Genomic DNA, 20146 nt, shown 5'->3' with positions numbered 1-20146 from the left:
TACGATGTCTCAAACAACAGCCGCCTCAAAGAGCGTTAAGTTTATTATTACACGTCAGGACAGTCCGGAGACGAAATCTTACACTGAGGAATTCGAAATTCCGTACCGTCCCGGCATGAACGTCATTAGTGCGCTGATGGAAATTCAGCGCAATCCCAAAAACGCGCAGGGCCAAACGACCGCGCCTGTATGTTGGGACTCCAACTGCCTTGAAGAAGTGTGCGGAGCGTGCTCCATGGTCATTAACGGCAAGCCGCGCCAAGCATGTGCGGCACTGATCGATAAGCTGGAGCAGCCGATCCGGATTCAGCCGATGAAGACTTTCCCGGTTGTGAGAGACTTGGTGATCGACCGCAGCCGCATGTTCACGGCCCTCAAGCGCGTGAAAGCGTGGATTCCGATCGACGGCACCTATGACCTTGGTCCCGGCCCCAAAATGGCGGAGAAGAAGCGTCAGTGGGCTTACGAGCTGTCCAAGTGCATGACCTGCGGCGTTTGCCTGGAGGCTTGTCCGAACGTCAACGAAAAAACGGACTTTATCGGACCGGCCGCGATCTCCCAGGTTCGCTTGTTCAATGCTCACCCGACAGGCGAGATGAACAAGGAAGAGCGTCTGGAAGCGCTGATGCAGGACGGAGGCATCGAGGGCTGCGGCAACTCGCAGAACTGCGTGCGTTCTTGTCCGAAGGGCATTCCGCTGACCACGTCGATTGCGGAAATGAACAAGGATACGACCAAACACCTGTTTAAGCGCTGGCTTGGCGTTTAATCGGTTAACTTCAATACCAAGGCGTCTGACCGGGGCATGGGCTTCGGTACAGACGCTTTTTGTTGTGTGCTATAATTTATGTGTTTTTTTCATAGGATAGGAAATCTTCGAATTGAATCTGAGGTGAGTCACTTGATCATAGAAAGACCGATTACCATAAAGGATATTAGCGATGAATTGGCCGCTTTGGGCGTCCGGAAAGGCATGACCTTGCTCGTCCATTCTTCGCTCAAGAGTGTGGGCGGGTGGATCGTCGGCGGTCCGGAGGCCGTCATACTGGCACTCGAAGACGTACTGGGGGAAGAAGGGACGCTGGTGATGCCGACCCAATCCGCGAACTTAACCGATCCAAAGACATGGGGAAATCCGCCGGCCGATCCAAAATGGTGGAATCTGATTCGCGAGGGCATGCCGCCCTATGATCCGGATCTGACGGTCACTTCGGGGATGGGGATCATTCCGGAAGTGTTCCGTAAACAAGAAGGGGTTATCCGAAGCGCTCATCCGCATGTGTCGTTTGCGGCACGCGGCAGGGAGGCCAGGGACCTAATGCAATCCCATCCGCTGGACCATAGCTTAGGCGAAGCTTCTCCGCTGGCACGCTTGTATGAGGCGGGCGCGTACGTGCTTATGCTGGGCAGCGGTTATGGCAACAATACGTCGTTCCACCTCAGCGAATACCGCGCGAATTGGAAGGGCAAGGAGGCGGTCACCGCCCACGCGCCAGTCCGCAGGGTGCAGGGAGTGACAGTGTGGGAGGCGTTTCAGGATATCAACTATCATTCGGACGACTTCGAGGCATTAGGGGCTTCGTTCGAAGCGCAGTGCCCCGATGCGTATATCCATGGACGCGTAGGAAAGGCCGACTGCATATTGGCTGAACAGCGGGCCATGGTGGATTATGCCGTGTCGTGGATGGAGAAGAACCGTTAAATGTTAGCGGCGCATCGCACATGCTTTCGGAGTTACCGCAGGCGTGTGTGGAGCGACGCAGCACAAGATATCCAGACTTCGACCAGGACTAAAGTCAGCTCTTGCCGGCTGCCAAGCTGCCAATGACCTCCAGGTGCAGAGGTGCCGTTTCGAGGGTAATAGGACGTAATGGCACGGCCTGCAGGTTGCGGGCCTCAAGGAGGGACTAGAGATGTCTTGGTGGATGTGGCTGCTCAATTTGGCGGGCTTGCTGTCGTTGATCTATTTGTTTTACAGCATGGACAAGAAGTGGTCCAGCAGGCCTTTGCTGCTGGCGCCGCTGCTCATTTATGTCCTGATATCGGTCGAGGATTTGCTCGGCTGGATTGATCTCATGCATGTCGTACCCGGCGAAGGTGGTATGCGGGCCTTGATCCTGCTGTTTTCATTATGTTCCGTTATTTTCTATGTGCTGTATATCTTCGATAAGATTGCAGACTCTGTCCATCAGCATGTCGATATGAAAACGACCCTGGTTCGGATCAGCATGGCGGCGGGGATGTGCATTCTATTTTTCACGGTGGTGTATATGTCGATCTATAAGCTGTTCGGAGGCGTTTCCTTCGAAGGCGAGAACCTCGGTCAGGATTTGCTGAGCCAGTTCATTACCTTCCTGTATTTCAGCATGGCGACGTTTGTCACGGTCGGGTATGGCGATGTAGCCCCTGTCGATAATACGTCCCGGCTTGTCGTGGTGCTGGAGATTGCTTTCAGCTTTGTTACCGTTGCTTATGCGCTGTCCATGCTGGGGACGCTGCGCCGGATCTTTAAGCCCGGCGACGACGGACTGGAGACGGAAGGCGGCGAAGTGAAGACAAAGGGCAATATGCCGCATCGCAGAAAACATTCATCCAAGTAAAACATGCGCGCCGACAACGGTGCGCCTTTATTAGTTATAGTTAACGGGGCAGGAAAGCGAAAGCTGGATGAAAGCTAAGGCTTCATCAGCTTTTTTAAAATGCCCAGCCCGTTCTTGGAAGGATAACGGAATTTAAAATCAAACCGGTTGGTTTGCTTAAGCACGCTTTTTCTATGGGAGAACGTGTGGAAGCTGTATTCCCCGTGATACGAGCCGATCCCGCTCTCGCCGACGCCTCCGAACGGAAGAAAGGGGGTTGCCAGGTGCATCAGCGTGTCGTTGACGCATCCCCCGCCAAAAGAAACCGAGGAGAGCACGTAATCCTGTACATCTTCATTCTCGGTAAACAGGTAAAGCGCGAGCGGCTTGGGACGGGCTTGAATCGCTTGGACCGCCTCGTGCAGATCCTCATAGGTCAAGATCGGACACAGCGGGCCGAAGATTTCTTCCTCCATGATCGGCATATCCCAGGTGATATCGTCCAGCACGGCGGGCTCGATGAGCAATTTATCCCGCGACGTGCCCCCGCCGTGGCGGAGGGTTCCGTTGTCCAGAAAGTTGGAAAGCCGGTCAAAATGCTTCTCCGAAACGATGCGCCCATAATCGGGATTGGTTAGCGGGGTCTCGCCGTAGAATGAAGTGATGGCGTCTTTCAGATGCGCGATGAACTTCTCTTTCACCTTGCTGTGCACGAGCACATAATCGGGAGCGACGCACGTTTGGCCTGCATTCGTAAACTTGCCGAATGCGATACGCGAAGCCGCCAGGGCAAGGGGCGCATCCTCGTGGACGATGCAAGGGCTCTTGCCCCCGAGCTCCAGCGTTACCGGTGTCAGCTGCTTGGCGGCGGCTTCCATGACGATTTTGCCGACGTGGGTGCTGCCGGTAAAAAAGACATAATCCAAAGGCTGCTCCAGCAGGCTCGTGCTAACCTCGGGGCCTCCCTCTACAGAAACCACGTATTCCGGCTCAAACGTCTCTTTCATGATGGCCGTAATGAGTGCGGATACGTTAGGCGTCAGTTCCGATGGCTTCACAATGGCCGTGTTTCCGGCGGCCAAGGCTCCGATCAGCGGAGAGATGGCCAGCTGCCAAGGATAATTCCAGGGAGCGATAATCAGAACCGTCCCATAGGGCTCAGGATAGACCACTCCCTTGCTGCCCACATGCGTCAGCGCGGTTTTGACGCGCTGCGGCTTGGCCCAGCGCTTCAAATTCTTTATGATAAAGGAGAGTTCTTTGTAGACGATTCCGATCTCGGTCGTGAAGGCTTCCTGTTCACTCTTGTTCAGGTCCCTGCGCAGCGCCTCCATAATATCGTTTTCTCTGGCAATCAGGATTTGGCGCAGCTTGGTCAGCTGCTGGAGACGGAAATCTACTTCCTTGGTGATGTCTTTATGAAAAAAATGCCGCTGTGCCGAAACTATGGCTGCGATCGAATCGTTAACAGTCATACATAAACCCCTTTCTCTTATTATTTCATGTATATGAATAAACATAAGAGCGTTAATACTTGAATTCTTTCATTATTATATAGGAGGATGTCCCCCTATGAGAAATCTATCCTCGGAGATGCCCCAGGGTACAGCCGGCGGCGAGGCGAAGCGAGAACTTAAACAGAAGAGGATGTCGCGCCGCCGATTTCTGAAGATCGGCGTTTCCGTCTTGGCCGGAGCTGGCCTTGCTGGCGGTGCTTATGCGTCGTTATGGGAGCCTCGTCAATTGGATATTGCGAGACACACGCTAACGTTTCCTTCGCTGCCCAAGGCTTTTGATGGCATGAAGATCGTCCAGTTTAGCGATTTGCACCTGGGCTTTCATGCAGGGGCGGACAACGCGGCCCGCGTGGTGCAAGCCATTCATCATGAAAAACCGGATATGATCTGTTTTACGGGAGATATGGTGGACGGCAATGCGGAAGATATAAGGGCTGCCATTCAACCGCTCGCTCAGCTGAAAGCCCCGTTAGGCTTATTCTCTATATTAGGCAACCATGATTACGGGGACGTGAAGAAGCTGATTGCTCTGGAGGAGGAGGCCGGGTTTCAGGTGCTGCGCAACGACGCCGTGAAGATTAGGCGGGAGGGTGCCGTCTTCGCCGTTGCGGGCTTGGACGATGGCATCTGGGGAACGCCGGATCCGGAAGCTGCCATCCAGGATCTGCCTGAAGGCATGTTCAAGCTGCTGCTGATGCACGAGCCGGATTATGCAGATACTGCGGCAGTCTATCCCTTTCATCTTCAGCTATCCGGACACAGCCACGGAGGACAGATCCGCCTGCCTTGGATGGGCGAGGTGATCACGCCGCCTGGAGCCAAACGTTACGTGCAGGGCCTGTACACCGTGGGTTCCCAAGGCATGCAGCTCTATGTAAACAGGGGAATCGGCACGACGCATCTGCCTTTTCGTTTCCTATGCAAGCCGGAGCTTACCGTGCTTACGCTGCGGTCCATGGTTTAAGCGAAAGCGGGATATGTAATCTGAAAATTTCAAGTTGAAAGGATCACTTGGAATTTGTTACACAATTGAAATATACCTGTTATCAAACTCTAACAGCCGCGGGTTAAACTTATCACATGACCCCCTTTTGAGAATATATATTATGTTTCGGACCCGGTAACGGGTCCACTTTTTTTGCCCATTTTGCCGCCAATACCCATGTAAATGCAAAAAAACAGAAGGAGTACCCCGTTAAAGAGGTACGGGCACCTTCTGTTTTTGTTCGAAATAGACCCATTCCGTGTATCCGATTTCCTTAAGCACCTTGGCCACTTCGTCAAATTCATCTCCGACCCGGGACGGTTTGTGGGCATCGGAGCCGAAGGTGACCTCGACGCCGTGATGGTGCGCTACTTCCAATATGGCGTTCGACGGATACCAGCCGCCGCACAGCTTGGTTTTGCCGGACGTATTGATTTCGATGGCAAGGCCCGATTCCGCAATGACTTTCAGCGTTTCCTCAATCGCTTCATCGGCTTTGATCTCGGAGAACAGCGGATAATTGCCCTTCATCGCATCCATATGGGCAATGATCTGGAACATTCCGCTTCGGGCGGATTGGCGGATCAGATTGAAGTATTCCTCTTTATCCGCAACCTGCTGCTGAGGCGTCAGCTTCTTCCAGCGGTTCTTGTTGAAGATGCTGACATCCCTGACGTGGTGGATGGAGCCGATGATGTAGTCAAAAGGATAGGCCGATAACGCCTGCTGGTAAATCTGGGCATGGTTCGGGAAATAATCGGATTCGATGCCCAGCAGGACCTTGATTTTCCCCTCATATTCCCGCTTTAAGTCCAGAACCTCTTGCACGTAGGCCGCAAAGTCCGCTTTCGCCATGGAGATGGCCGGGAAGGGCTGTTCTTCCGGGCTTCCGAAATATGGCGTATGGTCGGAGATCCCGATGACCTTTAAATCTGCTGCGATCGCAGCCTCGATGTAATCCCGGATATTGCCGTCGGCGTGGCCGCAGCGAAAGTGATGGGTATGCAGATCGAATTTCATATTGACCTCCTTCATGTCGCTTGATTGGTTATGGTTCTATGGGACGGTCGGCATTATTCACTGCTGATGAATTGGGTCTCGGGCATGCCCTTTAGATCACTAAGGAATTGGCGCATGGCCGAGCTGACATAACGCCCGCTCTTATAGATTACGCCGACAGGGTGGCTGACTTCAAGCTCGCTTAGGGGAACGATCTGCAGGGTGCCGTTGCGCAGCTCCGTCGCGACGGACTGCTTCGAAATAATCGCTGCGCCCAGATTGATCTCGACCATCCGCTTGATTTCTTCGCTGCTGGACAGTTCCATGACCACCTGAGGATCGACGCCGTGCTTCTTCATGACTTCATCGGCGAAGCGGCGGCCGACGGTGTCGCGCGTTAGCAGAATAAGGGGGGTTCCGGCCAGCACGTCCATGTTGGCCGTGGAAAGCTTGGCCAGCGGATGCTGGGGTGATACGACCAGCTCAAAGGTATCGTAATACAGAACGGATGTGCTTAAGTTGGGATTGCGCTCGATCAGATAGCCGATTCCGATGTCGATGAGCCCGTTCTCCACGCTGTGGTAGATTTGGGAAGAGGCCATGGATTGAATGGTTGTTTTTATGTGAGGGAATTGATCCTGGAAGTAGGAAAGTACCCGCGGCAGGATCTGAATCGCTATGGAAGTGGTTGTGCCCAGCTGGATATGACCCTGGGGGGTTTGATCAAGGTCGGACAGCCGCTGCTTCAACTCATCCACGATGCCGAGGATCTGCTCGGCATGATCCACGAAGACCTGGCCCCGGTCCGTTAACGTCACGGGTTGGCTCCGGTCCACCAGCACCGTCTTAAATTCTTCTTCCAGGCTCTTGATCTGGGCGGATACCGCCGGTTGTGTCAGATTAAGAAGCTCTCCCGCTTTGCGAAAGCTCATCGTTTTGGAGATGGTAATAAGCGTTTCCAATTGGCTGATGTTCATAGCCTTCCTCCTTCTTGATATATTCTTCCGCTCAACTATCGCGTGCAACCTGTATGTTATAAATTATAGGTTATTCTCCCCGGTGGAGCAACGAAGGGAGCAAACCGGATGGTTTTCGGCCGAAAAAGATGAAAAACATTTTTATTTTCATTTTAATTATTATTAAAAGATGGGGAAACCATCCGATAATAGTAAAGTAGACATAGAAAAAAGGTGAGACCTAAGGCCCGTTTAAGCGAAAGGAATATCTTCGTACTAAAGCGTTTCAAGCGATAGCTGACATCGTAAGACAGTGGTCGGAATGAGGGCTGTCGCTATTTTGTGATGATTTATTACAAGGTATCCATTATAATGTTTAAATATATAGGTGGGACTTTGGGACCCTGACCAACAACCCAGTGAAAGGGGCGTAATGAGGAATGAAAGCGGAAGTCATCAATCCTTTTTTAGAGTCCGCACGACACGTTATCGAACAAGTCATACAGGTTTCACCCTCCACGGGGAATCTTGGGGTCAAAGAGATCGGATATATGGAGAATCATATCTGGATCCAAATCGGCATGACAGGCCAAATGAACGGTGACATCGTATTTGGAATTCAGGAGCAGGTAGCGCTGCAGATGGTATCGGTGATGATGGGCGGCTATGTCATTACCGAAATGGATGAGATGGGGCAAAGCGCGATTTCAGAGCTCGGCAACATGATCAGCGGCAATGCCAGCACCATTTTATCGAACCAGGGCGTCAGCGTGGATATCACGCCTCCCAAGGTAATGAAGTCGGATAGCACCTCCAGTCTTATTCAGAAGAAGGCGCTATGTATTCCGCTTCGAATGGAAGGAATCGGAGAGCTGGATATTCAAGTCATGATTTCATAAAATAGGAGTAATGAACCCAAGTCCGTGCGTGAAGCTGCTCTGTGGATATTTAGAATGGAGCGCTGCGCCGGTGAGGAAAGGGATAATGAAATCATGCTGAATCATAAAGTTGTAGTTGTTACGGGAGCATCCAGCGGAATCGGTGCCTTGATCGCGGAGAAGCTCTCCGCTCAGGGGGCTTACGTTGTTCTGTGCGCCCGTTCGGCCGATCGTCTGCAGGAGGTGGGTGCGCGTTTATCCGGTCCCCACGAGCTGGCAACCATGGATGTTCAGAACTCTGAGCAGGTGTCGTCTGTCATGGAGGCCGTATTTCAGCGGCACGGCAGAATCGATGTGCTGATTAACAACGCCGGATACGGCAAGTTTGAAAGTATTATGGACATGCCGCAGGAAGAGTTTCAGGATATGATGGACGTCAACTATATGGGCATTGTACGCTGTACGCAAGCGGTGCTGCCGGGCATGCTGAAGCAAGGGGACGGTCAAATCGTCAACATTGCATCCATGGCGGGGAAGATCGGAACGGCCAAATCCACGGCTTATTCGGCTACCAAGCATGCTGTGCTAGGGTTCAGCAATTCACTCCGCCAGGAGCTGCGGAACACGGGCATAACCGTATCGACCGTAAACCCCGGGCCGATCGATACTCCGTTCTTTTCCTTGGCCGATCCGACCGGCGGGTATGTCAAGAATGTAAGCTGGTTCATGATGAAGGCGGATTATGTTGCGGATCAGGTTGTAAAGCTGGTTCATAAACGCAAGGAAGAACTGAATCTTCCGAGACTGGCCTCCTTTGGCATAAGGCTGTATCAGCTGTTTCCGCGGTTTGCAGACCGTGTGTCTTACAAATGGATGAATAAGAAATGAGGGCTATGCGCGCCTACAAAGCTTCCGTTTCGGCTATAAGGTCATGAAGCAGCGCAGTGGCTTGTTTTGTTTTTTCTGTATCCGATGAGAGCAGCGTGATCACTTGGTCCAGGCGTTCCTTGTAATTCGCCGGCTTGCGGGAGAAGGTCTCGATCATGGCCACCGCACGCTTCTCATTGATACAGTACATTTCATTTTTGGCAAAGAGCACTTGGTTCAAGCACGAAATGGAGCGGAAGCAGTGACCTGTAACATAAGTGACGTCATCGCTGGAAGCCGTTTTATTCGCCAACATCAAAGAGAAGGATGCCTCGAAAGTGAAATAGCCGATCATTGCATCCTGCAGAGGCTTCGGATAGGGAGACGTTTTGGCTTTCAGAGTCTGTATGCAATTATCCGAGTCCCATAATATGCGGCAGATCGCTATTTCCCCCATGTACATTACATTCAGATAGGCATGCGGATGTCCGGTTTGGTAATGCGCGGACACCTTTCCTGCCGAACAGTCGTCGATGATGCCGGACACGCGGTGCACATCCCGGAATAAGAAATCCACATGATACCCCTCGATCACTAACCATCCGCCCCCGTTAACCCAGGCTCCCCATTCGCCCAATGAAGTGATAATCCCGTCCCGATGCTCGTCATCTAATTTCTTCGCGATTTTGGCGATGTCCTCCACCTTGAAACCTTGGGCTTCATCATAGTAAACGCCGATATCGATATCGGAATCCGGTCTGGCGGTTCCTTTGGCCCTGGATCCCCCGAGAACGACTCCTGTAACGCCGGGTACCCCGTGAAGCTCTTCCGTTATCCGCTCAATTAAGCGATCCACTTGTGAATTCATGCATATTCTCTCCTTCATTTCTCCCAACTGGGATTGAGTTGTCCTTATGTATACCTTAATCTCATGGATTCAATTTTCTCCCGGGTCCATTGAACCGCTTCGGCTGGCGAGGTGATGACTGCCTCCTCTCCGAGACGCCACACATAGTCCGCATAAAAGTTGACGTCGGTTGCCGGTATTTCAAGCCGAACGACGCCGCTGCCGTCCGTGTTCCGATGGATATGGGGACCGAGCCGTGTATCCGTCTCAAGCAGCCAGACCCCTTTGGAAGTTAATTCTACCTCAAAAAACTTCATCTCGACATCCCCGATCTCGGGCATGTCCTGCAGCGTTTGGCTCGCGATATCTTCACGGATCGGTAAGCATTCATTGGGGCTGGCCGCCGTCATCCGGTCTACCCTGAATTGCCTGATGTCCTCTTGCGTAAAACAGTAGGCGGGACAATACCAGTACCCCGAGCTTGCATACAGCCCGATCGGCTGGATATGCCGCTGGCTGCTTCCGGCGGAAGAACGATAGGAGATCGTGACCGCTTGCCGGACCATGACGGCTTGCATTAACGTTTGTAAAATATCGGCCGACATCGGACGGAACGGGCTGTGAATCATGACGCGATCCTTAAGACGGTCGATCTGCTCCTTAATATCTGCCGGCAAGTAATGATAGAACTTATGGAGCGCCGTGGCGGCTCCCTCACCGAAGGGCAGCGTACTGAAGTAGCTCAGGGATTGGCAGGCAAAAAAGATGGCAATCGCTTCGCTTTCCGTGAAACTGATCGGTGGCAGCATCCGTTCCTGCAGCAATCTGTAGCCGCCGCCTCGTCCTTGCACAGAGTAAATGGGGACGCCGAGCCCGCTCAGCTCATCCAGATCTCTTGATATCGTTCGAACGGAGAGTCCGAATTCGTCGGCCAGCTCTCTTACGGTAAACGACTTTTTTGCATTGATCATCATCATTAATTGAATCAGGCGCTGCGATTTCTGCATTATGAACCCCCAGTCTCTTGATTATTTATTTTATCTTATTCTCTAAATAAGACAACATTTGTCTTATTTAACGGATATGATGTTCTCAAGCAGCAAGGGTTCCATTGAATCCTTGGAACAAAGGTACATTATGGAAGGGGAATATGCATGACTAAACAACAAAAAATGATGCAGGAAGAACTGGGGTTTGTTTTTTTACATGGAGCCGGAATGAACGGAGGCGTGTGGGATATCGTTGCGGAAGGACTGGGCTATCCGTGTTTGAAGGTTGATTACCCGTCGCGGGAAGAGGCTGCAGGGATGCCCGGGCATCATTTGACGCTGGAGGATTATGTAACCCATATGGCGGAGCAGGTGAGAAGATGGGATACGGACAAGTTCGTCCTTGTGGCGCATTCCCTGGGCGGGGTGTTGGCCATGGAGCTGGCTGCCAGGTTAGCCGAACGGGTAGCCGGATTCGTTGCCATCGGTGCCGCCATACCTAAGAGCGGCGGTTCGTTTATTTCGGCGCTTCCGTTTCCCCAGAGGATCATCATGCCGGTTTTATTAAAAATGGCCGGAACGAAGCCGCCTGAATCCGTGATCCGCAAGGGGCTGTGCAGCGATTTGCCGGAGGAGCAGGCCTCCCGCATCGCAGCAGAGTTCATCCCGGAATCCCGTAGGGTCTATACGGACCGCGTTCAAGCATCCGCACCCCAAGTGCCTAAGCTTTACGTGAAGCTCACCCAAGACAAGGAGTTCGGAGAATCCTTGCAAGAGCGTATGGCAGCCAATTTGTCGGCGGACAGGGTGGAGAGCCTCAGCACCGGTCATCTGCCGATGCTGAGCGATCCCCTTGGTGTCCGGCGCATTCTGGAAGGCTTCGTTGGCCAAGTGAAAACAAGCCATGTATCTGCTATCTCATCATAATCTGATCCCGTCTCGGGCCGACGGAGATCGTCTTGACGGGTACGCCAATGGACGATTCAATAAACTGCACGTATTGCTGCGCCGCTTCCGGGAGCTCGTCGAAGGAACGGATATGCGACAGGTCGCATTTCCAGCCCTTCAGCGTTCGCAGGACAGGCTTTGCGGACCGCAGATCGGCCGTTACCGGAAAATGGTCAATGATGCTTCCATTCTCTAATTCATAGCCGACGCATACCGGAATGTCATCCAGATACCCCAGTACGTCAAGGTTGGTGAGAACGGCTTCGGTAGCTCCCTGAATCATGCAGCCGTAACGGGTGGCTACCGTATCAAACCATCCCATTCGTCTTGGCCGGCCGGTCGTAACTCCGTATTCGCCTGCATCGCCGCCAAGTCGTCTGAGTTCATCCGCTTCATCCCCATGCAGTTCGGTCACGAAGGGGCCTGCGCCGACGCAGCTTGAGTATGCTTTAACAACGGCAATGACTTGGCTGATAGCGTACGGCGGAAGTCCTGCTCCGACCGGTGCATAGCCTGCCAGCGTGGAGGAGGAGGTGGAAAACGGGTATATCCCGTGATCCGGGTCGCGCAGGGCTCCTAACTGGCCCTCCACAAGAATCGGATCGCCTTTCATATAAGCTTGCTGCAGCAGCGTGGTCGTATCCTGAATATACGGGGACAGGAACTGGAAGGGCTCCAATAGCTGCTTGACCATCTCATCAACGCTCAGCGGGTCCCTTCCGTAAAGATGCTGCAGCTGCACATTCTTGATGTCAAGCATCTGCTCGAGCCGTTCACGAAGTCCTTCGGGGTGTAACAGATCAGCGACCTGAATGCCCAGCTTGGCATATTTATCCGCGTATAAGGGCGCGATTCCGCGTTTCGTGGAACCGAATCCCCGGGCGCCGAGCCGTTCTTCCTCGAGTTCATCCAGCAGCCGATGAATGGGAAGCACGACCTGGGCGCGCTCGGATATAAACAGCTTCGGAGCGGGAACGTTTCTGGCTTCCAGTTCCTGAAGCTCCCCGATCAAAACCTCCATATCCAAAGCCGTTCCCGGACCGATGATATTCGTTACGTTTGGATAGAATACACCCGATGGCAGCATATGCAGCGAAAATTTCCCGTAATCGTTGATAATGGTATGCCCCGCGTTACTCCCTCCCTGAAATCGAACGACATACGACGATTGCGCCGCAAGAACATCCGTCATTTTACCTTTGCCTTCATCTCCCCAATTGGCTCCTACAATGGCTGTGACTGTCAAAACATGTTCGCCTCCTACGATCATTTTCTTGTACATGGCTCATTATATGAGCCGCTTGATTATAAATAAAATTGATATTAGTAATAGTGGACATTAGTTTGGCTTATGTTATACGATTCTTTAGAGAAGAATACGGGGAACGGTGGAATTCGAAGATGAACTCTCGAATTTCGATCCAAGGTTCCTGTTATCATTTGATAAAATCGAGGTCATCATGATGGAAATCAATATGGAGTGGTATCGCGTCTTTTATTGGACTGCGCGGCTCGGCAGTTTATCGAGGGCAGCGGATCATCTGCATATCACCCAGCCAGCCGTCAGCCATACCGTTAAGCATTTGGAGGAAACGATCGGAGGTCCGCTGTTCTTTCGGACCACCAAGGGAGTGAAACTCACGTCCGAGGGCGATGTGCTGTTTCGCTATATCGAGCAAGCCTTCGGTTTGATCGAAATCGGCGAGAAGGCGATCGCGGACATGCATAATTTGCACAGCGGCGAAATCAATATCGGGGCAAGCGATACGCTATGCAAGTATTACCTGCTGCCGCATTTGGAGTATTTCCACGCCGCTTATCCGGATATTCGCATCCGCATCACCAACCGAACCACTCCGGAAACGCTGTCGCTTCTTAAGGAAGGGAAGATTGATTTCGGCATCGTTCATTTACCGGCTTCCGATAAACAAATCGACTTTCGCCCAAGCTCGCCGATCCATGATTGTTTAGTGGCCGGCAAATCGTATGCGGAGCGGGCCGGATTACCGCACCCGTTGTCCCTTCACGATATCGGGAACTACCCGCTGCTTATGCTGGAGACCGGCGGAAGCACGAGGAGGTACGTGGATCAATTCGCCGAACGCCAAGGCGTGAAGTTAAAACCGGAGTTCGAGCTTGGCAGCATCGAGCTGCTGGTACAGTTTGCCCGAAGCGGCTTCGGACTGGCTTTTGTCATTCGCGACTATGCCAACGACGAATTGCAAACAGGCCAGCTGATCGAGGTGCCGCTCGATCCGCCGATTCCCGAGCGCAGCATTGGAATTGCAACGCTTCGAGGCATTCCGCTATCTGCGGCGGCCAAGTCGTTTCTCGCTCTTCTGCCCTAGGCATGACCAAGCATAGATGAAATAACCTGCATGAAATGCAGAGCATGGCCGTTTCTCATGTTTGATTTGGTGGCAACTCCTGTTTTGGCATATAATGAGAAAGAGTGAACAAGACTCGTTCGAAAAAACGCCTGCTGTACTTTCAATAAAGCAAACAAACTGCACGTAACGGAAGTTTCTCCAGCGATATCAGGCAGCACGCGCTTTGGAACCATAGACTTCTGATATCTAAAAAAAGGATGGACTAACATATGACTGGAACTACATTTCATACATTAGGAATAGCGGAGGATTTTTCCTCCCGATTGGCGGAGTTCGGCATTGTCACGCCTTCTCCCGTTCAGGCTGAGGCGATTCCTCCCATACTCGAAGGCAAGGACGTGCTGGCGACTTCCCAGACGGGCACGGGAAAGACGCTTGCTTATTTGCTGCCCGTTCTTCAGGGCATCGATCCGGAGATCAAGGGAGCCCAGAAACTGATTCTCGCTCCAACGCAGGAGCTCGCCGTTCAGATTGTGAGAGAGAGCGAGCGCTACGGGGAAGCCCGCGGAATCGGCGTGCTCGGCCTGATCGGCGGTGCCGCGGCCAAGCGTCAGATTGAGAAGCTGCGGCTGCATCCGCAGCTGATCGTGGGAACGCCGGGACGCGTGCGGGAACTGATCGAAATCCGGAAGCTGAAAATGCACCAAGTGACCACGATCGTGGTGGACGAGGTGGACCAGGTGTTTAATCTGGGCGGCGCCGGCGATGTGGATCGCATCCTGCGCAGTGCCTTGCGCGACCGTCAATTGGTATTCTTATCCGCAACGGTGAGTCCGGAGACGGCCGAGCTCGTGAAGAAGGAGATGGATCAGCCCGTTGAAATCGGGATCGATCCGGAGCGTCGGACGCCGTCCGCGCTGGAGCATTATTATTTCGTCTCGGAAGAGCGCGACAAGCTGGACATGCTGCGCCGCGTGGTTCGGCATTACAATCCCGACCGTGCGATCGTGTTCGTCAATGCCACCGAGGATTTGGCAGAGGTGGAGGCGAAGCTGAATTACCTTGGATTAAACGCAGCTGCCCTTTACGGGGACGCCGACAAGATGACCCGGAGCCGGGTTTTGAACGCGTTTAGAGAAGGGCGCACCAAGCTTCTGGTGGCTAGCGATGTCGCCGCCCGGGGGCTCGATATCGAAGGGCTCGGCATGGTGATCAATTACGATCCGCCGATTGATGCCGAGCATTACACGCACCGCGCAGGCCGCACGGGACGCATGGGGCGGAGCGGCATGGCGATTACGCTTGTCACGGACCGTCAAACGTTCATCATGCGCAAGTTCAATCGCGAGCTGGGCATATCGATCGAAGAACGCGCCCTGTATGGCGGCAAGGTAAGAACCCCGCGTTCCGCTCCGACCGATCGGGGTCAAGGTCCCCGCGGGTCGGCTGCGGGAGCTGCCCGAAAAGACAAGCCTGCCCGAAAGCCCGCTTCCATCAGCGTCAATGGCAAGTCCGGAAACGGCAAGGCATCGGGCGAGCGTCAAAGTGAACGGGAGCGTGACCGCAAGAACAAGGGCGCTCCGAAATGGTTGAAGAACAAGCCTCCACGGGGCTAAAGCTGCGGCCTCCGCGAGCGTAGGGGCTTGCAGCAATGATGTTGTTTTTTGGGTCCGATTTATGCGGATTCGGTAAGGTCATCATCCGTGTGGATTGGACTCTTTTCAGAATAAGAGGTGATCGATAATGAGCGAACAGCCGGTATTGTCTGTTCAAGGATTAAGTGGCGGATATAGCATAAACCGACCGGTTCTGCATGACGTAACCTTTCAGGTGGAACCGGGGGAAATGGTAGGTTTGATCGGCCTGAACGGCGCGGGCAAGAGTACGACGATGAAGCATATCCTCGGTCTGATGAATCCGCAAAAGGGGATCATCCAGGTCCAGGGGAAGAGCCGCTCGGAGCATTCGGAAGCGTATCACAGCGCCTTGGCTTTCGTTCCCGAATCCCCGCTGCTGTATGAGGAGATGACGGTGCGCGAGCATTTGGAATTTACGGCTCGTTCCTACGGCGTGTCCCGCGAGGATTATGAGACGCGCTCGGCGCAGCTGTCGAAGATGTTCCGAATGGAAGAAAAGATGGACAGCCTGTCCACGCATTTGTCCAAGGGCATGCGCCAAAAAGTGATGATCATGTGCGCGTTCGTCGCGAGACCGTCGCTGTACATCATCGACGAGCCCTTCCTTGGGCTTGATCCGCTCGGGATCCGCTCGCTGCTTGACTTTATGCTGGAATTGAAAGCATCCGGCGCATCCGTTTTGCTAAGCTCCCATATTCTCTCGACGATCGAGAATTATTGCGACCGGTTCATCGTGCTGCACCGCGGCAGCATCATTGCTCAGGGGACGCTGAAGGAAATACAGGATCAAGCGGGAAGACCGGGCATGTCCCTGGAAGAGCTGTTCAATGTGCTGATTCAGGACGGTAAGGGCGAATGAATCTGCGTGAGCTGTATGTCAAACGACGCGGGCAGTTCTGGGGTGAAATCCTTCCCTATCTGGGTTATGTCATACAGAGCGGCGTCGCCGTCGTATTCCTGTTCCTGCTGATTGCATTCGCGGCATGGTATACCGCACTTCTGCAGCAAGTTCCGCCAGATCTGCCGATACGCTGGATCATGCTGATTTTCCTTGCGCCCCTCATGATCAACAGCAGCATTCGCACGTATCTGCGCACGGCGGATACGGTGTTCCTCATTCCGCAGGAATCCCGAATGAAGGAATATTTCCGCAAAGCATGGTTTAGCGGAGTCATATATAAAATCATCGGCTTGGGATTGGTCCTGCTCATTCTATGGCCTCTATACATACGCAGCGATGCTTCGCCAAAGACGCTGCTGGCTACGTTTGCCGTCCTGACCGTGTTCAAGCTGCTGTCCAGCTATGGCAGCTGGAAGGAGCAGCTTATGGTGTCACGGAACGCGGCAGCGGCCTATCGGGCACTCCGCTGGATCGTTCCGGCACTGAGCCTGGCTGCCTGGCTATGGCATCCAACGGGCCGTGCCCTCCTGTTCATGGCGCTGCTCGGCCTCACGTATGTTGCCGCGTTATCCGTTCCCGTCAAACACTTGGTCGCCTGGGAGCGATTAATCGCCGTCGAGCAGCGGCAGGCAAGCCGGGTTATGATGGTGCTGAGCTGGTTCGTGAATGTGCCTCAGCGGGAGCAGCGCGTCCATGCGCGGAAATGGCTGTCCGGATGGGGGAAAGGATTGGCGTGGAAGAAGGAGAGCGCCTATCGCTTTCTTCTTATCAAGAGCCTGACACGCAGCGATATTCTGGGCATTCTGATCCGTGTCGGACTGCTTGGAGCTTTTATCGTATGGGCCACCCGGGATAGCCTGGTATCGGCGCTTGTATATCTGATCAGCCTGATGATTGTCGGGCTCCAATTGTCTGCGCTGCGCAAGCTGCATCCGGAATCGTTCTGGCTGCACGTCTATCCGCTTCCGGAAGGAACTCGCCGCGACAATGAAGGCAAGCTGATCTTCCAGGTACAGCTGTTCTGGGCCGTACTGCTGTGGCTTCCGCTCGTTCCGGGCATCCTTAGCGCGCCAGGGCGGATACTCGGTACAATGGCTGCAGGCATCGCGATTGTGTTCCTGTTCCGAAGCGCCGCTGCCCGAAAGAGCCGGCGCGAAGACGATGACGACGAATAGAATAAAAAGGGAAGAGGCCGGGACGTTAGCGTCCCGGCCTTCTATCGGTGATTATCGTATGGGTTAGGGTTGGCTGCAGAAATCGCAGTGCGTCGTGTGGCGACCTGCGATTTCTAGTATAGCTGTTATCTGGTTGTCATTACACCCAGAAAGAACGAGTGATGATAACGAGCAGGATAAAGAGAACCAGGATTGCTCCGACTCCATATCCACCGCCGTATCCGCCGTATCCACCGTGTCTTACTTCTTCAACTGCACCCATGTTCATTCCCCTTTCGGTTCGTTGATTTATAGTACACGGTATTGTATGTAGCTATTGGTCTATGTGTATGGGCGAGCGTTTAGATATGGCAGAAGAAAAAATAAAGACCGGGGAGAATTCCCGGTCTTTATTTTACCTAAACGTTTATATATTCGGATGCATGGATCATCAAGCCTTCTGCAGATCCTGAATCCCTTTGTAGACCAGGTCGAACAGATCCTCCAAATACTCCTCGTCAATACAGGAGAAGGCGATCCGGAGATCATGCTCGCCAAGGGCGATGGTTCCTACGCCATACTCATGAATGAGATGGGAGCGGAGCTCCTCGGCGTTTACCGTGTTCAGCTTAAGGCACATGAAGTAACCGGAGTTGAACGGATAGTACTCCCAAACATCGCCGTATTTGCCGCTGTCGAGGATGGACTTCACTTTGTTGGCTCGGCCCTTCATGATGACGAATTTCTCTTCCTTCTGCTCGTGGAATTCCGGCGATTTCAGCGCTTCCAGAACAAAGGTCTGCGAAGGGTGGGAGGCACTGGATATCGTTGCGCGGATAATGCCGAGCGTTTTCTGCTCCAGAGCGTCCAGCACGTCTTTGTCTTCAGCCGCATACGTAATGAAGCCGACCCGGAATCCCCATACGAATTCTTCCTTCGTAGCACCGTCGACTTTCACGGGAAGCACGCGAGGATGAAGGCCCGCCAGGCGTCCGAAGAGCGATTCCTTCAGCGAATCTTCAAAGAACAAGCCGAAATACGCATCATCCGTTACGACGACAACGTTCATGCCGGCCTCGGCAGCTTCCTGAATCGCGGACACGATGGCCGCACCTTCCTCCGCGCCGGGCGTGTAACCCGTCGGGTTGTTCGGGAAGTTCAGCAGAACGACGGCTTTGCCTTTATCCTTCTGGCTCAGCAGAGCCTGACGAAGTCCGTCGGCGTTAAATTTCATATCGTCCGTGAAGAGAGGATAGGTTACATGAATGCCATGGCGGCGAATGCCGAAGGTCAGCTCGTAATTTTCCCAGTTTTTGTCGGGATAAATGACGGCATCCCCTTCATCCACGAACAAATCGGCTACGATGCTAAGTCCATGCGTCAGCGCATTCGTGACGATCGGATTGCTGAAGCTCTTGCCTTCAAGCGAAGGATTCTCCTGAATCATCTTGTTCCGCCATACGGAGCGAAGCTCCGGCTTGCCGGCCGGAGGGGCATACGGGTACAGATCCTTCGGCTGGTATGCCGAAAGTTTGTCTTGGATGACGCCCAGATGCATCGGGATTCCGCCCTCGGTTGCAATGCCGATCGTAGCGTTATATTTTTTCGCATGGCTCGTCGCTTCCGCGGATTGGCTCAGGATGCCTTCCTTCGGGAAGTAGATTTCCCTGCCGAGTGTGGAGAGCATGTCGTACACATGCGGATTGCCAGCTTGCATTTTTCCATTCAATTGACCAACCAATGGGTTCATGAACTGATTCCTTCCTTCCGAATACTTTTGGTTAAGGTAAGAGCAGGTGACAAGTTGCCTTTACGTTTTCATTGCCTAACATTATACCACCTACCCCAGGAACCGTCACGGATAAATGTAATGCTTTAACGCGGTCCAGGGTGATACTTGCAAATCAGTCCTGCCGTCTCCTCGTCCCGATTCTTGCCGCGGCATTCCAGGCCTTCGACGACGGCTTGGAGCCGATCGGGCTTCAGGTTCTGGCCGAACTTGAACTTGGCGCTCATTCGCTGCGGAGTCAGCCGGATGACGGCTACCCCTTTCAGCCTGGAGGTGTAAGCCCGGTCGTTCGCGTCGATGGCGCGGTATCCGCCTTCAGGCTGCAGCTTTTGCATCAGCGCCTCCATCGCAAGCGCCTTTTCCTCCAGATCGTCCACGATCACGGCCTCGCCGATAGCCGTTACGCTTTTGAAATAGGCCGTGGCCGGGCATGCCATCTCGGGGTCGGAGAAATAGGAAGGGATGAGGGCATACTCATCCGCAATGGTGAAGCATACGGCGGGCGTCCGGCGGAGATGGTCCATTTTCTCACCCATCCGGCTGCCGTGAAAATAGAACGCTCCGTTGACATAGGCAAAATTCAAAGGCGTTACACGCGGGATTCCCTCTTCATCGGCTGTTCCAAGGAAACCAAAGCTCATCCCGCGAAGGAAGTCCTCGATCTCTTGGGGATCCTCCATCGCAAATTCGTCTCTTCTCATGGTTACATGCTCCCCCTATCATTTTGAATAACAGCATACGATGTTCATTGACAAGGAAAAAGCGCCAAT

Annotated in this window: 20 protein-coding genes; 11 read left to right on the top strand and 9 right to left on the bottom strand. The window is 53.2% G+C overall.

Features of this window, described 5'->3' with window-relative positions:
• Positions 1–4 precede the first annotated feature (4 nt).
• The 3 genes from sdhB (at position 5) to RB297_RS28115 (ending at position 2600) form a co-directional block, all read left to right on the top strand.
• Positions 5–769, top strand: coding sequence for a succinate dehydrogenase iron-sulfur subunit (gene sdhB / locus RB297_RS28125; protein ID WP_375121942.1), 765 nt, complete (start codon positions 5–7; stop codon positions 767–769).
• A 132-nt stretch (positions 770–901) separates the two neighbouring features.
• Positions 902–1702 carry an AAC(3) family N-acetyltransferase gene (locus RB297_RS28120; protein WP_375121941.1) on the top strand — a complete coding sequence of 267 codons (801 nt, stop codon included), beginning with the start codon at positions 902–904 and terminating at the stop codon, positions 1700–1702.
• A gap of 211 nt (positions 1703–1913) precedes the next feature.
• Positions 1914–2600, top strand: a complete 687-nt coding sequence (locus RB297_RS28115) for a potassium channel family protein (RefSeq protein WP_015737401.1) — start codon at positions 1914–1916, stop codon at positions 2598–2600.
• Positions 2601–2674: 74 nt separating this feature from the next.
• Here the strand turns inward: RB297_RS28115 and RB297_RS28110 are convergent, their stop codons facing one another.
• Entirely contained in the window at positions 2675–4054 is a 1380-nt protein-coding gene (locus RB297_RS28110) for an aldehyde dehydrogenase (RefSeq protein WP_096776629.1), read from the bottom strand.
• A 97-nt stretch (positions 4055–4151) separates the two neighbouring features.
• On the opposite strand from RB297_RS28110, the gene RB297_RS28105 reads away from it, so the two are divergent.
• The gene (locus tag RB297_RS28105; protein ID WP_375121940.1) at positions 4152–5060 is read left to right on the top strand and encodes a metallophosphoesterase; all 909 of its coding nucleotides are present in this window, start codon (positions 4152–4154) and stop codon (positions 5058–5060) included.
• A gap of 231 nt (positions 5061–5291) precedes the next feature.
• Here RB297_RS28105 and RB297_RS28100 read toward each other — a convergent pair whose 3' ends face one another.
• Both RB297_RS28100 and RB297_RS28095 read right to left on the bottom strand, forming a co-directional pair.
• The gene (locus tag RB297_RS28100) at positions 5292–6101 is read right to left on the bottom strand and encodes a histidinol-phosphatase (protein WP_009593069.1); all 810 of its coding nucleotides are present in this window, start codon (positions 6099–6101) and stop codon (positions 5292–5294) included.
• 53 nt (positions 6102–6154) lie between these two features.
• A complete protein-coding gene (locus RB297_RS28095) occupies positions 6155–7057 on the bottom strand; it encodes a LysR family transcriptional regulator (protein WP_009593067.1) in 903 nt (300 codons plus the stop codon).
• 419 nt (positions 7058–7476) lie between these two features.
• On the opposite strand from RB297_RS28095, the gene RB297_RS28090 reads away from it, so the two are divergent.
• Positions 7477–7935, top strand: a complete 459-nt coding sequence (locus RB297_RS28090) for a chemotaxis protein CheX (RefSeq protein ID WP_009593072.1) — start codon at positions 7477–7479, stop codon at positions 7933–7935.
• 93 nt (positions 7936–8028) lie between these two features.
• Positions 8029–8802, top strand: a complete 774-nt coding sequence (locus RB297_RS28085; protein ID WP_302621997.1) for an SDR family NAD(P)-dependent oxidoreductase — start codon at positions 8029–8031, stop codon at positions 8800–8802.
• A gap of 13 nt (positions 8803–8815) precedes the next feature.
• On the opposite strand, the gene RB297_RS28080 is transcribed toward RB297_RS28085, so the two are convergent.
• Together RB297_RS28080 and RB297_RS28075 are read right to left on the bottom strand one after the other, a co-directional pair.
• Entirely contained in the window at positions 8816–9649 is an 834-nt protein-coding gene (locus RB297_RS28080) for a nucleotidyltransferase domain-containing protein (protein WP_375121939.1), read from the bottom strand.
• Positions 9650–9693: 44 nt separating this feature from the next.
• Entirely contained in the window at positions 9694–10635 is a 942-nt protein-coding gene (locus tag RB297_RS28075; RefSeq protein WP_375121938.1) for a helix-turn-helix transcriptional regulator, read from the bottom strand.
• A gap of 147 nt (positions 10636–10782) precedes the next feature.
• Between RB297_RS28075 and RB297_RS28070 the strand changes: the two genes are divergently transcribed.
• A complete protein-coding gene (locus tag RB297_RS28070) occupies positions 10783–11544 on the top strand; it encodes an alpha/beta fold hydrolase (RefSeq protein WP_096776624.1) in 762 nt (253 codons plus the stop codon).
• Here the strand turns inward: RB297_RS28070 and RB297_RS28065 are convergent.
• Complete coding sequence (locus tag RB297_RS28065; RefSeq protein ID WP_375121937.1) at positions 11531–12811, bottom strand: adenylosuccinate synthase; 1281 nt, start codon at positions 12809–12811, stop codon at positions 11531–11533. The two genes, RB297_RS28070 and RB297_RS28065, sit on opposite strands and share 14 nt — an antisense overlap.
• Positions 12812–13028: 217 nt before the next feature.
• On the opposite strand from RB297_RS28065, the gene RB297_RS28060 reads away from it, so the two are divergent.
• The 4 genes from RB297_RS28060 (at position 13029) to RB297_RS28045 (ending at position 17608) form a co-directional block, all read left to right on the top strand.
• Positions 13029–13913: a LysR family transcriptional regulator gene (locus tag RB297_RS28060; protein WP_192572753.1), complete on the top strand. Its 885-nt coding sequence runs from the start codon at positions 13029–13031 to the stop codon at positions 13911–13913.
• Between the two features lie 251 nt (positions 13914–14164).
• Positions 14165–15511 (top strand): DEAD/DEAH box helicase, encoded by a 1347-nt coding sequence (locus tag RB297_RS28055; RefSeq protein WP_375121936.1) that lies wholly within the window; start codon positions 14165–14167, stop codon positions 15509–15511.
• Positions 15512–15638: 127 nt separating this feature from the next.
• Positions 15639–16391 carry an ABC transporter ATP-binding protein gene (locus tag RB297_RS28050; RefSeq protein ID WP_015737390.1) on the top strand — a complete coding sequence of 251 codons (753 nt, stop codon included), beginning with the start codon at positions 15639–15641 and terminating at the stop codon, positions 16389–16391.
• Positions 16388–17608: an ABC transporter permease gene (locus RB297_RS28045; protein ID WP_375121935.1), complete on the top strand. Its 1221-nt coding sequence runs from the start codon at positions 16388–16390 to the stop codon at positions 17606–17608. Before RB297_RS28050 ends, RB297_RS28045 begins: the two co-directional genes overlap by 4 nt.
• Before the next feature lie 139 nt (positions 17609–17747).
• Here RB297_RS28045 and RB297_RS28040 read toward each other — a convergent pair whose 3' ends face one another.
• The 3 genes from RB297_RS28040 to RB297_RS28030 all read right to left on the bottom strand — a co-directional run bounded on the left by RB297_RS28040 (position 17748) and on the right by RB297_RS28030 (position 20077).
• A complete protein-coding gene (locus tag RB297_RS28040; protein ID WP_009592125.1) occupies positions 17748–17870 on the bottom strand; it encodes a hypothetical protein in 123 nt (40 codons plus the stop codon).
• 168 nt (positions 17871–18038) lie between these two features.
• Positions 18039–19337, bottom strand: a complete 1299-nt coding sequence (locus RB297_RS28035) for an aminotransferase class I/II-fold pyridoxal phosphate-dependent enzyme (RefSeq protein ID WP_009592117.1) — start codon at positions 19335–19337, stop codon at positions 18039–18041.
• Between the two features lie 125 nt (positions 19338–19462).
• Entirely contained in the window at positions 19463–20077 is a 615-nt protein-coding gene (locus tag RB297_RS28030; RefSeq protein WP_096776619.1) for a pyridoxamine 5'-phosphate oxidase family protein, read from the bottom strand.
• Positions 20078–20146: the final 69 nt, after the last annotated feature.

Source organism: Paenibacillus sp. CR_12, assembly GCF_041953985.1.
In the GTDB taxonomy this organism is placed as follows: Bacteria; Bacillota; Bacilli; order Paenibacillales; family Paenibacillaceae; genus Paenibacillus_AQ; species Paenibacillus_AQ lautus_A.
This window is presented reverse-complemented; position numbering and strand designations above follow the sequence as displayed.